The following is a 13,607-nucleotide window of genomic DNA, read 5'->3' as shown; positions in this document are numbered from 1 at the left end:
ATTGTGGTGCAAAAGGGAAGCGCTTGGCAAGCAAAGCCTGATAGAGGGACCGCCATGAATCGCCTTTCCGAGTCCCTTTCCGCCTGCGCCCGCAAACTTGAAACACTGCAGGCGCGGCACGATGCCGACGCCGGCGTCCTCCTGGTCCAGGTCGACCAGATGGCGCGCATCAACAACAGTGCAGGCACCGCCACGGGCGATTCGGTGCTCGACGAAATCGGCCGCCGGCTTGAAAATTTCGCGAGCGACGAATTTGGGCAGGGGTCGTGCGTCGAACGGCTCGATGGCCCGCGCTTCCTGATCGTGCCATCGGCCCCGATGTCGCTCGGTGCGTTGCGTGCCCAGGAACGCGCGCTGCACGTCGCGCTGGCCGAACCGATCGTCGGCGATCCGAACGGGCGCCTGTCGATCCGTATCGCAGCGGCGCTCATCACGCGCGACGAATCGGTCGGCGAACAGCTGCGCGCGGCGTGCGACCAACTCGCGCGCCCGGCGTCGGCGCGCGACGGGGTCATGGTCCATGCCGCGCTGTCGCGGAACGAGGTCGTGATCCATTATCAGCCGCAATATGACGTCGCGACGGGCGAGATGACGGGGGTCGAGGCGTTGCTGCGCTGGCAGCATCCCGAACTCGGGCTGCTCGGCGCGGGGCCGCTGGTGACCGCCGCGCGCGCCGCGCGGCTCGAGTGCGAACTGACCGAACATGCGCACCGCGTCGCGCTCGCCGAAATGGCGAGGTGGCCGCGGGCGCTCGCCAGGCTGCGCGTCTCGCTCAATATCACGGCCGCCGACCTCGGCGATCCCGAATTTGCCGGTCGCTTCGCCGCGATGGCCAGGGCCGCGAAAGTCGACCCCGACCGGCTCACCCTCGAACTTACCGAACAGGCGATGCTCAGCGATCCGGCAAGCGCCGCCGAACAGCTCGCCCAGATCCGGGCGCTGGGCGTCGCCATCGCGATCGACGACTTCGGCACGGGCTATTCCAGCCTGTCGCTGCTGGCGCGTCTCCCGATCGATTATCTCAAGATCGACAGCGGCTTTACGCGTACGATCGACGGCAGCGACCGCGACCGCATCGTCGTGCGCGCGATCGTCGACCTGGCGCGTGCGCTGGGGCTGCTGGTAGTTGCCGAAGGGATCGAGAACGAGTGGCAGCTGGCGCGCCTGTCCGAGCTCGGCGTCGCGACCTGGCAGGGGTTTCTGAAATCTGGGCCGGTGCCCTTGGATCAGTTGCTGGCGTTGATGGACGCCTAGGCGGCTTGCCGCGCCAGCTTGCCCAACCCCTTAGATAGCTGCAGCGCCCCGTTCAATCGCGCGCCCGTGCTGACCCAATCGCCGCTGATCGACAACTTGTTGTCGGGGCGGATGCGCGCGCGGCCCTTCAGCCGTTCGACATAGGCGATGAGGCCCGGGACGTTCGCGAACTGGTCGCCGTGAAAGCTGACGAGCGCGCCCTTGGTGCCGACGTCGAGCTTGGCGATGCCAGCCATCTTTGCGTTCGCCTTGATCTCCATCAGCTGGACGAGGTTCGCGGTCTCGGGCGGGAGCGGACCGAAACGGTCGATCATCTCGGCGGCGAAGGCGTCGAGCGCGGCGCGATCTTCGGCCTCGTTGAGGCGGCGATAGAGCGCCATGCGCAGCGGCAGGTCGGGAACATAATCCTCGGGGATCAGGATCGGCGCGTCGACGGTGATGACCGGCGACAGCGCTTCGCGCGGCGGCGCGGCGCCCATGCCCTCGGCCTTGGCGACGAGGATCGCCTCCTCGAGCATCGACTGATACAGTTCGAAGCCGACCTCGCGAATATGCCCCGACTGCTCGTCGCCAACGAGATTGCCTGCGCCGCGAATGTCGAGGTCGTGGCTCGCGAGTTGGAAGCCGGCTCCCAAGGTGTCGAGGTCGCCGAGCAGCTTGAGCCGCTTCTCGGCGGTGTCGGTGATCGCGCCGCCCTCCATCGTCGTGAGGTAAGCATAGGCGCGCGTCTTCGACCGCCCGACGCGCCCGCGCAGCTGGTAAAGCTGCGCGAGGCCGAAACGGTCGGCACGGTGGACGATCAGCGTATTGGCGCTCGGGATATCGAGCCCGCTTTCGACGATCGTGGTGGAGACGAGGACATCATATTTGCGGTCGTAGAAAGCGCTCATCCGCTCCTCGACCTCGCCCGGCGCCATCTGGCCGTGCGCGACGACATATTTGATTTCGGGCACCCGCGTGCGCAGGAACTCCTCAATGTCGGGCAGGTCCTTGATCCGCGGGGTGACGAAAAAGCTTTGCCCGCCGCGATCATGCTCGCGCAGCAGCGCCTCGCGGATCACCACCGGATCCCAGGGCGCGACATAGGTGCGGACCGCCAAACGATCGACCGGAGGCGTCTGGATGACGCTGAGTTCGCGGAGGCCCGACATCGCCATCTGCAGCGTGCGCGGGATCGGCGTCGCGGTCAGCGTCAGCACATGGACGTCGGCCTTGAGCTGCTTCAGCCGCTCCTTGTGCACGACGCCAAAACGCTGTTCCTCGTCGACGATGACGAGGCCGAGATTCTTGAATTCGACCGATTTCGCGATCACCGCGTGCGTGCCGACGACGATGTCGATCTGTCCGCTCGCCAGCCCGTCGCGCGTCTTTTGCGCTTCGGCGGCGGGGACGAGGCGCGACAGGCGCCCGATCTCGATCGGGAAGCCTTTGAAGCGTTCGACGAAGTTCGTGTAGTGCTGGCGCGCGAGCAAGGTGGTGGGGACGACCACGGCAACCTGCACCCCCGCCATCGCTGCGACGAACGCGGCGCGCAAAGCAACTTCGGTCTTGCCGAACCCGACGTCGCCGCAGACGAGCCGGTCCATCGGCCGCCCCGACGCCATGTCGGCAAGGACGTCGCTGATCGCGCGGTCCTGATCGTCGGTTTCCTGATAGGGGAAGCGGTCGGCGAAAGCGGGGTAGGCGGCGTCCTGCGCGAGCAATTCGCCCGAACGCAGCGCGCGCTGTGCCGCGGTCGCGAGCAGTTCGCCCGCGATCTCGCGGATGCGCTCCTTCATCCGCGCCTTGCGGCGCTGCCACGCCTCGCCGCCCAATTTGTCGAGCGCGACCCCCTCGCTCTCGCCGCCATAGCGCGAAAGCACGTCGAGATTCTCGACAGGGACATAGAGCTTGTCGCCGCCCGCGTAGGTGAGCGCGACGCAGTCGTGCGGGCTGCTCCCGACCGGGATTTGCGTCAACCCCTCGTAGCGGCCGATGCCATGATCGAGATGGACGACGAGGTCACCGACGCTCAGCGTCGCAAGCTCGGCGAGGAACGCGTCGGCGCTTTTGCGGCGTTTCTGCCGCCGAACGAGGCGCTCGCCGAGGATATCCTGTTCGGTGAGCAGGCTGATCGCGTCGCTCGCAAAGCCGTGGTCGAGCGGCAGGACGACCATCGCGGTCGTGCCGCCGCTTTCCGCCGAAGCGGTGCCGAGCGCATCCTGCCAGCTGTCGACGGGCGCGAGCGAGGTGACGCCGTGATCGCGGAGCAGCCCCGACAGGCGTTCGCGCGCGCCCCCCGAATAGCTGGCGATGATCGTGCGACGGCCCTTGCGACGCTCGTCGGACAGATGGTCGGCGACTTTGTCGTAGACGTTGAGGTCGGCGGTGCGCTCGGGCGTAAAATCGCGCGCGGCAAAGGTTTCGAGGTCGACGACCGCTGCGGAGGGCGGAACGTCGAACGGCGTGACGATATGGATCGGACGCGCTTTGGCTGCACCGGCCCATTCGGCGTCGGTCAGATAAAGCGTTGCGGGCCCAAGCGGGCGATAGCTTCCCGGTGACTCGCGCTCGGCGGCGACGCGGTTCGCATGATAGTCGGCGATCGCGGCGAAGCGCGTCTCGGCGGTCGCGTCGGTGCGGTGTCCACGCAGCACGGGGGTCGCGGGATCGATATGATCGAACAGGGTTGCCAGCCGTTCCTCGAACAAGGGCAGCCAATGGTCCATGCCCGCCTGCCGTCGGCCGTCGCTGACCGCCTGATACAGCGGGTCGCCGGTCGCCTGCGCGCCGAACAGGTCGCGATAGCCGGATCGGAAGCGTTTGATCGTCGCTTCGTCCAGCAAAGTTTCGCTGGCAGGGAGCAGTTGCAGCGCCTTGGCCGGTCCAAGGCTGCGTTGGTCGGCGGGGTCGAATCGGCGGATGCTCTCGATCTCGTCGCCGAAGAAATCGACGCGCAGGCCATTTTCTTCACCCGCCGGGAAGAGGTCGAGGATGCCGCCGCGCACCGCGAACTCACCCTGGTCGGCGACGGTGTCCACGCGGCTGAAGCCGTTCGACACGAGCAATTCGGCGAGCGCGTCGCGGTCGATCCGCTGCCCCGGCGCGAGCGTCGTCGCGAGCTGGCGGATTCGGAAGGGGGTGAGCGTGCGCTGGGTGATCGCGGCGACGGTGGTCAGGATCAGTTCGCCGCGCTTCGCAGGCAGTTGCAGAGCCGAGAGCGTCGCGAGCCGGTCGGCGCTGACGCGCATCGAAGGCCCTGCGCGGTCATAGGGCAGGCAGTCCCATGCTGGAAAGCGGTGGACGATCAGGTCGGGCGCGAAAAAGGGCGCGGCGTCGGCAACCGCCTGCATCGCCGCATCGTCGGTCGCGACATAGACGAGGCGCTTGTCGCTGGCACGCGCGAGGTCGGCGAGCAGCAGCGGCAGGAAACCGTCGGCGGTGCGCGCCAGGGTCAGCGGCGCGGACGCTGGCGCAATCGCGGCGAAAATATCGGCGGCAGGGCGGGTCATGGCAGCGGGATATAATCCAGCCGGCGCATCGCGGCGATCATGTCGGGGCGGTCGAGGTGCGCGGGGGGCTCGCCGGTACCAAGCGCCCACGCCATGATGTCGACGTCATCCTCTTCGACGACCACCTCGTACCACGCGATCTCTTCCTCGCTCCATTCCGCCGAATAGCGGTCGAAGAAGCCGCCGATCATATAATCGGCCTCGCGCGTGCCGCGGTGCCAGGCGCGAAATTTCAGGCGTTTGAGGCGGTCTTGCATGGCAATTCTTCTTGAGCGGCTCGGCGAGGCGTTGATGGACCTTCCCCATCCCGTTCGCATCGAGCGAAGTCGAGATGCCCATCGGCCCGGCGCTTGCCATCGGGGTGTCTCGACTTCGCTCGACACGAACGGAAAGACGAGGCTAGACACGCCCTAGCGATGCGACCCGAGATACTCAATCCGCTCTTTGCCGCGCTGACCGACCTGAAAGGCGTCGGGCCGCAGCTTGCCAAGCCGCTGACGCGGCTGGGGCTCGAACGCGTCGTCGATGTGTTGTTCCACCTGCCGACCGGGCTCATCTCGCGCTTTCCGGTCGACCGGCTCGATCAGGCGCAGGCGGGCCAGACGATCATCGTCGAGCTGACGGCACAGGATTATCGCCCAGGCCGCAGCCCGCGCGCGCCCTTCGGGGTCGACGCGTTCGACAGCGCGGGCGACCACGTCCGGCTCGTCTACTTCGGACGCACGTCGGGGCTCGCGCGCAAGCTGTTTCCGCTCGGCGACAAACGCCGGGTATCGGGGCGGCTCGACCTTTATGGCGACATGCGCCAGATCGTGCATCCCGACCATGTGGCCGAGCCTGGCGACGAGGCGGGGATTGCCGAGCATGAGCCCGTCTATCCGCTGACCGAGGGGTTGACGAACGCACGGCTGTCGCAGCTCGCTGCGGTGGCGCTAGAACGGCGGCCCGATCTCGCCGAATGGATCGACGCGCCGCTTCTTGCCAGTCGCGGATGGCCCGCGTGGAACGAGGCGATGGAGCGTGCGCACGCCAGCCCGCGCGACGAGCCGGCGCGCGACCGGCTCGCTTATGACGAGATTTTCGCGAGCCAGGTCGCGCTGATGCTGATCCGGCAGGGTCTGCGCACGCGCAAGGGCCGGTCGATCGTCGGCGACGGGCGGCTGACCGATGCGCTGAAATTGCCGTTCGGGCTGACCGGCGCGCAGGAGCGTGTCGGGCGCGAGATTGCGGGCGACATGGCGCAGGACACGCCGATGCTGCGGATGTTGCAGGGCGATGTCGGGTCGGGCAAGACGCTCGTCGCGCTGCGCGCGATGCTCGCGGCGGTCGAGGCGGGGACGCAGGCGGCGCTGCTCGCGCCGACCGAAATCCTCGCGCGCCAGCATTTTGCGACCTTGCAGCGCATGCTGTCGGGCCTGCCGGTCAACCTCGCGATACTGACCGGGCGCGACAAGGGCAAGGCGCGCGAATCGACGCTGATGGGGCTCGCCGACGGCAGCATCGACATCCTCGTCGGCACGCACGCGATCTTCCAGCAGGCGGTGAATTACCGCGATCTCGCTCTCGTCGTGGTCGACGAACAGCATCGCTTCGGCGTCGCGCAGCGATTGATGCTCACGCAAAAGGCCGCACGCCCCCCGCATTTGCTCGTAATGACCGCAACCCCGATCCCGCGCACGCTGCAACTCGCCAATCATGGCGAGATGGATGTGTCGCAGATCGACGAAATGCCCCCCGGCCGCACCCCGGTCGATACGCGCGTCATCTCGCTCGACCGGCTCGACGATGTGGTGGACTCGCTCGACCGCCACCTCGCCACCGGCGCGCAGGCCTATTGGGTGTGCCCGCTCGTCGCCGAAAGCGAAGGGAGCGAACTGGCGGCGGCCGAGGATCGCGCGGCGTTGCTGCGCGAGCGACTGGGCGATGCACGGGTGGGGCTTGTCCACGGCCGGATGAAAGGCCCCGAGAAGGACGAGGTCATGGCGCGCTTTCAGGCGGGCGAAATCGGCGTCCTCGTTGCGACGACGGTGATCGAAGTCGGGGTCGACGTGCCCGCCGCGAGCCTGATGATCGTCGAACATGCCGAAAATTTCGGGCTGGCGCAGCTGCACCAGTTGCGCGGCCGCGTCGGGCGTGGCGCCGCGAAATCGGTGTGCCTGCTGCTCCGCTCGCAAAATCTGTCGGACACCGCGCGCGAGCGGCTGGCGCTGATGCGCGAAACCAACGATGGTTTCGTGATCGCCGAAAAGGATCTGGAATTGCGCGGCGGCGGCGAACTGCTCGGGCTCAAGCAATCGGGCGATGCCGATTATAGGCTCGCGACGCCCGAACAGCTGGTGCGCCTGCTGCCCGTCGCGCATGACGACGCGCGGCTGTTCGTCGAGCGTGACGGCGGGATGGAGGGCGCGCGGGCCGAAGCGGTGCGGCTCTGCCTTTATCTCTTTGAACGCGATGCGGCGGTGCCGCTGCTGCGGAGCGGTTAGTTGACGTCGCCTCTGGCGCCCATGGCGCGGATCATCGGCAGATAATCCTCGACCGAGATCGACTTGTCGAACTGGACACCGGTCTTGCCGCCGATCGACCAGACGACTTTTGCCGCGATCCGGCCGACGATCGGCATGCGAAACACGACGAGGTCGCCGATCTCCAGCCCGCGTTCGAAGCGCATCAGCATACCGTCCGCGCTGATGTTGACGCAGGTGCACATTTCCTGCCGTCCGTCGGGCATGACGAAGGGCAGGCGGCAATAGACGTCGCTACGCGGAGCGATCCGCTGGTCGAGGCCGACATAATGGGCCTTGCTGGTGTCGATCTTGCGCATGTTCGTGGACCTTGTTGATTTGGGCATGACGATCCATCCGATTGCTGAAGAAGTGGTAAACGCTTTTCTGCGCGCTACCGCACCACAAGACCATGTTTTTTTGATCCGAGGCTCAGCGGAACGGCATTCTCGCCGGGCTGGATCAGCTGGTGCGGGTCGCGGACTACGGTCCCGTCGACCTTTACCGCGCCCTCGTCGAGCTTGCGGCGCGCCTCCTTGTTCGACGCTGCAAAGCCCAATTCGCGCAGCGCGTCGACGACGCTGATCCCTTCGGCGGGCGCGACGGCTTGCGGAAGGTCGCCGCCAATCTGCCCCTTTTCAAAGGTTTGCGCGGCGGTCTCCGAGGCGGCCCTTGCGGCCTCTTCGCCGCGGCACATCGCGGTCGCTTCGTTCGCAAGGATCTTCTTCGCCTCGTTGATCTCGGCGCCTTCGAGCTTTTCCAATCGCGCGATCTCGGCGAGCGGCAGGTCGGTGAACAGCTTCAGGAACTTGCCGACGTCGCGGTCGTCGCAGTTGCGCCAATATTGCCAATAGTCAAAATGGGACAGCTGTGCGGGATTGAGCCACACCGCGCCGGCCGCGGTTTTGCCCATTTTCGCCCCCGCAGCGGTGGTCAGCAAAGGAGTCGTCAGGCCATAAAGGTCGGCGCCATCCATGCGGCGGCCAAGCTCCATGCCGTTGACGATATTGCCCCACTGGTCCGACCCGCCCATCTGCAGCCGGACGCCCATCGCCTTCGACAGATGGCGGAAATCATAGCCCTGCAGGATCATATAATTGAATTCGAGAAAGGTCATCGGCTGTTCGCGCTCGAGCCGCAGCTTGACCGAATCGAAGGTCATCATCCGGTTGATCGTGAAATGCGTGCCGACTTCCTGCAGCAGTTCGATATAGCCGAGCCTGCCAAGCCAGTCCTGATTATCGACCATCACCGCGTCGGTCGGACCATCGCCGAAGATGAGGAACCGCTGGAAGATGCTGAAGATCGACGCGATGTTCGCGGCGATCGTCTCGTCCGACAGCATCTTGCGGCTTTCGTCGCGCCCCGTGGGGTCGCCGATCCGCGTCGTGCCGCCGCCCATCAGCACGACCGGCTTGTGCCCCGTCTGTTGCAGGCGGCGCAGCATCATGATCTGGACGAGGCTGCCGACGTGCAGCGACGGCGCGGTTGCGTCGAAACCGATATATCCGGGGACGACCTGCCCGGCGGCGAGCGCATCGAGCCCTTCCGCGTCGGTCATCTGGTGGATATAGCCTCGCTCGTCGAGAAGGCGCAGCAGGTCGGATTTATAGTTGGTCATAGCGGGTCTCTTTAAACGCGGGGGGCGCTTAGCATGGGGTTTGATATTTGGATAGCATGCGCAAGGAACTGATCTGCCACCCCGATACGCCGGGCAAGGCGGTGCGGTCGGTCGCGGTCGAGGTCGGCCTGTCGTTCGAGGAGGGATTCGCGCTTCGCTATATTGTCGACGGGGCGATCGCCGATCTCGTCCTGCCCCCGGGCGAAGGCGAACTCGTCATCGCCGACAGCGCCACCGACGGATTATGGGAAAGCACTTGTTTCGAGGCGTTCCTGACCGAGGAAGGCCAGCCCGATTATACCGAATTCAACTACGGCCCCGACGGGCGCTGGGCCTGCTACCAGTTCGACGATTATCGCTCGCTGCTGCGCACCGACGAACTCGCACCGTGGGAAATGGTGGTCGAGCGCGATGAGCAGGCCTATGCCCTGCGGGTCGAACCCGGCATCTTCCCCGACGTCGGCGCAAAGCTCGCGCTGTCGGCGGTGATCGAGGAACTCGACGGCACCAAAAGCTATTGGGCGCTCGCGCACCCGTCGGGCAAGCCCGACTTCCACCATCCCGATTGCTTTGCGCTCACGCTTGAGGCACGCGGGCGGGCATGACGACGCTTTTCGGTATCGACCGCCTGCTCGCCGACCCGGCGCTTCGCAAACCGCTCGAGGGCAAGCGCGTCGCGCTGCTCGCGCACCCCGCCTCGATCACCGCGAACCTGACGCATAGTATCGACGCGCTCGTCGCGGCGGGGATCGACGTGACCGCGGTGTTCGGGCCGCAGCATGGCGTGCGCGGCGACCTGCAGGACAATATGATGGAGTCGCCCGACTTCACCGATCCGGTCTATGGCGTGCCGGTGTTCAGCCTCTATGGCGAAGTGCGCCGCCCGTCAGGGCAGTCGATGCACAGCTTCGACGTGATGCTCGTCGATCTGCAGGACCTTGGCTGCCGCATCTACACTTATGTCACCACCCTGCTCTATGTGCTCGAGGCCGCGGCCGAGCATGGCAAGGCGATATGGGTGCTCGACCGTCCGAACCCTGCGGGCCGCCCCGTCGAGGGAACGCGGCTGCTGCCCGGATGGGAAAGTTTCGTCGGTGCGGGCCCGATGGTGATGCGCCACGGCCTCACGATGGGAGAAATGGGGCGCTGGTTCATCCGCCACTTCAATCTCGACGTCGATTACCGCGTGGTCGAAATGGACGGGTGGCAGCCCGAAGGCCCCGGCTTTGGCTGGCCGATGGAGCGCGTCTGGATCAACCCCAGCCCGAACGCCGCGAACGTCAACATGGCGCGCGCCTATGCCGGCACCGTGATGGTTGAGGGCGCGACGCTCAGCGAAGGCCGCGGCACGACGCGCCCGCTCGAACTCTTCGGGGCGCCCGATATCGATGCCAAGGCGGTGATCGGCGAAATGCAGCGGCTGGCGCCCGAATGGCTGGCCGGATGCAAGCTGCGCGACATCTGGTTCGAACCGACCTTCCACAAGCATATGAAACAGCTCAACAACGGAATCCATATCCATGCCGAGGGGGCGTGGTACGACCATGCGTCGTTCCGCCCGTGGCGCGTGCAGGCGCTCGGCTTCAAAGCGATCCGCAGCCTCTATCCCGATTATCCGATCTGGCGCGGCAAGGATTTCAAATATGAATATACCGACGATGTGCTCGCGATCGATGTGATCAACGGCGGACCGGGCCTGCGCGAGTGGGTCGACGATGCGGCGGCGACGCCGGGCGATCTCGATGCGCTGGCGCTGCCCGACGAGGCAGGGTGGCGCGAGGAGATTGCGGACCTGCTGATCTACTGAAGGAGGGGACGATGATGCACCGACGGCAATTTATGGGCACCGCGACGCTGGCCGGCTTCGCTGTCGCCTTGCCAGCGCCGGTATTCGCCGCCGATACCGCCGGACTTCCCGACCTGGCCGCCAAGGCGGTGCCGATCGGCAAGACCGAACGCATGGCGCGCATCGCCAGGGCGAAGGAGTTGATGGCGGCGAACGATATCGGCGCGCTGCTGATCGAACCCGGGTCGAGCCTCATCTATTTCACCGGGGTCGAATGGTGGCGAAGCGAGCGGCTGACCGCTGCGATCCTGACCCGCGAAGGCGAGGTGGCGATCGTGACGCCATTCTTCGAGGAACCGTCGGTGCGCGAAAGCCTTGGCATCGAGGCCGAGGTGCTGACGTGGAACGAGGATGAAAATCCGCTCGCTGCGGTGGCGGCGTGGCTCGGCGAGCGGGGGCTGACCAAAGGCCGGATCGGCGTCGAGGAAACGGTGCGCTATTTCGCAGTCGACGGGCTCGAAAGGGCGATGCCGGAGGCGACGGTGGTCAACGGTGCGCCCGTGGTGCGCGGCTGCCGGATGCACAAGTCGCCCGCCGAAATCGCGCTGATGCAGATCGCCGCCGACATCACGCTTGCCGCCTATCGCCACACCGCGCCGCGCATCGAGGCGGGGATGACGCCCGCCGACATCGGCGCGATCATGAAAGCCGCGACCGAGGCGCTCGGCGGCAAGAGCGAGTTCGAGCTGATCCTGCTCGGCGAAGCGAGCGCCTATCCGCACGGGTCGGGCAAGCCGCAGGCGGTGCGCGAGGGCGAGGTCGTGCTCATGGACTGCGGCGCGACCGTCCACGGCTATCAGTCGGACATTTCGCGCAGCTTCGTCTACGGCAAGGCGAGCGCGCGGCAGCGGCAGGTGTGGGACCAGATGCGCAAGGGGCAGGACGTCGCCTTCGCCGCGGCGAAGCTCGGCACGCCCGCGGGCGCGGTCGACGATGCGGTGCGTAGCTATTATGCGGGGCTCGGCTGGGGACCCGGTTACAAGCTGCCCGGCACCTCGCACCGCACCGGCCACGGCATCGGGCTCGACGGGCACGAACCGGTCAATCTGGTGCGCGGCGAGACGACGAAGCTCGCGCCCGGCATGTGCTTCTCGAACGAGCCCGGCATCTATATCCCCGGCGAGTTCGGCATCCGGCTCGAGGATTGTTTCCACATGACCGAGACGGGACCGAAATGGTTCAGCGAACCGCCGCCGTCGATCGACAAGCCCTTCGGTTAATCGGGCGTCTTCGGTCGCTGGACGATGCTGACGAGCACGAACGAGATGATCATCAGCAGGTACCAGCTGCCCAGTTTCTCCACACCGACCATGTGCCAGCCATCGTCCTGGCTGGGATAGGTCCAGGCGCGCGCGAAGGTGCCGATATTTTCGGCGAACCAGATGAACAGCGCGACCAGCCCCCAGCCGACGAGCAACGGCATCCGCCGGTGGACATGCAGCGGCCGGAACCACACCTGACAGCGCCAGAAGAGCAGCGCGGTCGCCGCGAACAGCAACCAGCGGATGTCGTAGGTCCAATGGTGCGCGAAGAAATTGACATAGATGGCGGCAGCGAGCGCATAGCTCGTCCACCGCGGCGGGTAGCCGGTGTAGCGGAAGTCGAAGATACCCCAGACGCGCGCGATATAGCTGCCGACCGCGGCATACATGAAGCCCGAGAACAGCGGCACCGCGCCGATGTGGAGCAGGCTCGCCTCGGGATATTGCCACGATCCTGCGGCGGTCTTGAACAGCTCCATCACCGTGCCGACGATGTGGAAGATCAGGATGACAAGCGCCTCCTTCGGCGTTTCGAGCCGGAAGGCAAGCATGGCGAGCTGGATCAGCACCGCGCCGATCGTGATTGCGTCATAACGGTGGAGCGGCGCATCATCGGGCCAGAACAGATGCGTGCCGAGCAACAGCGCGAGCATCAGCGCGCCGAACAGGCACGCCCAGCCCTGTTTGAAACCGAAGACGAGGAATTCGAGGAACCAGCCGCGCGGTCCGGGATCGACCGCCATCGCCTCCAGCCGCGCGCGGACGGCATGGAAACGGCTGTGACCGCGCTCCGGTTCAGACATGGACGGCGACCCAGGCGATCAGCATCGCGGCGGGCAGCAGCAGCGCTTGCGCGAGGATCGTGCCGGCGAGGCGGCTCAAGGAGATGAGGGTGATTGCGCGGCGGAAATCGGCCTCGTCGACTTTGCCCTCGACCGCATCGTCGGTCATCACCGAGAGCTGCGGGTCGATGAAGGCGAACAGGAGGATCGTCGCGAAACCGTTGATCAGCGCCGAGAGCTGCGACGCGGTGACGCGGAACTCGGGCGCGAGATAGCCGGCGTAGAGCGAGGCGACGACGCCGACTGCCAAGAGAGATTGCGCGAGGCAATTGGCGATCAGCACGCCCCAGCCGATGCCCTTGGGCATTTTCCAGCTCTTGAGGTGCGACAGGCTGGGGAAGGTCAGCGACTGGCCAAGCGTGCGCGCTCCGCCTGGGCTCATGGCCTTCAGCGCGAGTTTCGTCGTCGAACGGTTGTCCTGATACCAGCCGATCGCGGCGGCAAACATTCGCTGTCCCGTCGGCACCAGCAATATGCCGATCAACGTCGCGACACTCGCCGCGGCAAGCACCAGCTGCATATCGATGAACAGCGACGCGCCGCTGCCGTCGTGGATGCGTGTCTCGATCCGCTTGGCGAGGAAAGGGCCGAGAAAGCTGTTCGACGTGCGCGAGAAGAGCACGAGGATGTTGAACAGTGCGAACGACATCGCAATCCGCCGCGTCCGCACCCCGGCGATGCGCGCGGCATAAGCGAGCGCGCCGATCAGGTTGATGAAGCCGGTAAGCAACAGGATGGTGACGAGGGGGAGGTCGATCATCTTCGCGCCCCTACACCCCGCCCACGCCGC

General features: G+C 66.1%; 11 protein-coding genes. 5 read left to right on the top strand and 6 right to left on the bottom strand.

The window, feature by feature from the left end; genetic code table 11:
* The first annotated feature begins 54 nt into the window (after window positions 1-54).
* Entirely contained in the window at window positions 55-1,254 is a 1,200-nt protein-coding gene (locus HDC35_RS14115) for a GGDEF domain-containing phosphodiesterase (RefSeq protein ID WP_184647839.1), read from the top strand.
* Here HDC35_RS14115 and mfd read toward each other — a convergent pair.
* Both mfd and HDC35_RS14105 read right to left on the bottom strand, forming a co-directional pair.
* Window positions 1,251-4,745, bottom strand: a complete 3,495-nt coding sequence (gene mfd, locus HDC35_RS14110; protein WP_184647837.1) for a transcription-repair coupling factor — start codon at window positions 4,743-4,745, stop codon at window positions 1,251-1,253. The genes HDC35_RS14115 and mfd overlap by 4 nt on opposite strands.
* Entirely contained in the window at window positions 4,742-5,002 is a 261-nt protein-coding gene (locus HDC35_RS14105; protein WP_184647835.1) for a succinate dehydrogenase assembly factor 2, read from the bottom strand. The genes mfd and HDC35_RS14105 overlap by 4 nt, the downstream gene beginning before the upstream one ends.
* A gap of 159 nt (window positions 5,003-5,161) precedes the next feature.
* Between HDC35_RS14105 and recG the strand changes: the two genes are divergently transcribed.
* The gene (gene recG, locus HDC35_RS14100; protein WP_184647833.1) at window positions 5,162-7,228 is read left to right on the top strand and encodes an ATP-dependent DNA helicase RecG; all 2,067 of its coding nucleotides are present in this window, start codon (window positions 5,162-5,164) and stop codon (window positions 7,226-7,228) included.
* Here the strand turns inward: recG and HDC35_RS14095 are convergent.
* Together HDC35_RS14095 and tyrS are read right to left on the bottom strand one after the other, a co-directional pair.
* Window positions 7,225-7,566: a PilZ domain-containing protein gene (locus HDC35_RS14095; protein WP_039576180.1), complete on the bottom strand. Its 342-nt coding sequence runs from the start codon at window positions 7,564-7,566 to the stop codon at window positions 7,225-7,227. The two genes, recG and HDC35_RS14095, sit on opposite strands and share 4 nt — an antisense overlap.
* A 74-nt stretch (window positions 7,567-7,640) precedes the next feature.
* Window positions 7,641-8,867, bottom strand: a complete 1,227-nt coding sequence (gene tyrS / locus HDC35_RS14090) for a tyrosine--tRNA ligase (protein ID WP_184647831.1) — start codon at window positions 8,865-8,867, stop codon at window positions 7,641-7,643.
* Window positions 8,868-8,923: 56 nt separating this feature from the next.
* On the opposite strand from tyrS, the gene HDC35_RS14085 reads away from it, so the two are divergent.
* The 3 genes from HDC35_RS14085 to HDC35_RS14075 are packed head-to-tail and all read left to right on the top strand — an operon-like array spanning window position 8,924 to window position 11,933.
* On the top strand, window positions 8,924-9,472 hold the full coding sequence (locus tag HDC35_RS14085) for a DOMON-like domain-containing protein (RefSeq protein ID WP_184647829.1): 549 nt from the start codon (window positions 8,924-8,926) through the stop codon (window positions 9,470-9,472).
* Window positions 9,469-10,674, top strand: coding sequence for an exo-beta-N-acetylmuramidase NamZ domain-containing protein (locus HDC35_RS14080; RefSeq protein ID WP_184647827.1), 1,206 nt, complete (start codon window positions 9,469-9,471; stop codon window positions 10,672-10,674). Before HDC35_RS14085 ends, HDC35_RS14080 begins: the two co-directional genes overlap by 4 nt.
* A gap of 14 nt (window positions 10,675-10,688) precedes the next feature.
* A complete protein-coding gene (locus tag HDC35_RS14075; protein ID WP_184648045.1) occupies window positions 10,689-11,933 on the top strand; it encodes a Xaa-Pro peptidase family protein in 1,245 nt (414 codons plus the stop codon).
* On the opposite strand, the gene HDC35_RS14070 is transcribed toward HDC35_RS14075, so the two are convergent.
* Together HDC35_RS14070 and HDC35_RS14065 are read right to left on the bottom strand one after the other, a co-directional pair.
* Complete coding sequence (locus HDC35_RS14070) at window positions 11,930-12,778, bottom strand: DUF817 domain-containing protein (protein WP_184647825.1); 849 nt, start codon at window positions 12,776-12,778, stop codon at window positions 11,930-11,932. The genes HDC35_RS14075 and HDC35_RS14070 overlap by 4 nt on opposite strands.
* A complete protein-coding gene (locus tag HDC35_RS14065; RefSeq protein ID WP_184647823.1) occupies window positions 12,771-13,577 on the bottom strand; it encodes a lipid II flippase Amj family protein in 807 nt (268 codons plus the stop codon). The genes HDC35_RS14070 and HDC35_RS14065 overlap by 8 nt, the downstream gene beginning before the upstream one ends.
* Between the last annotated feature and the right edge of the window lie 30 nt (window positions 13,578-13,607).

Origin of the sequence: Sphingopyxis sp. JAI128, from assembly GCF_014207235.1 — a bacterium.
Taxonomy (GTDB): Bacteria; Pseudomonadota; Alphaproteobacteria; order Sphingomonadales; family Sphingomonadaceae; genus Sphingopyxis.
The sequence above is the reverse complement of the archived record's forward strand: the minus strand, read 5'-3'. Positions and strand labels throughout refer to the sequence as shown.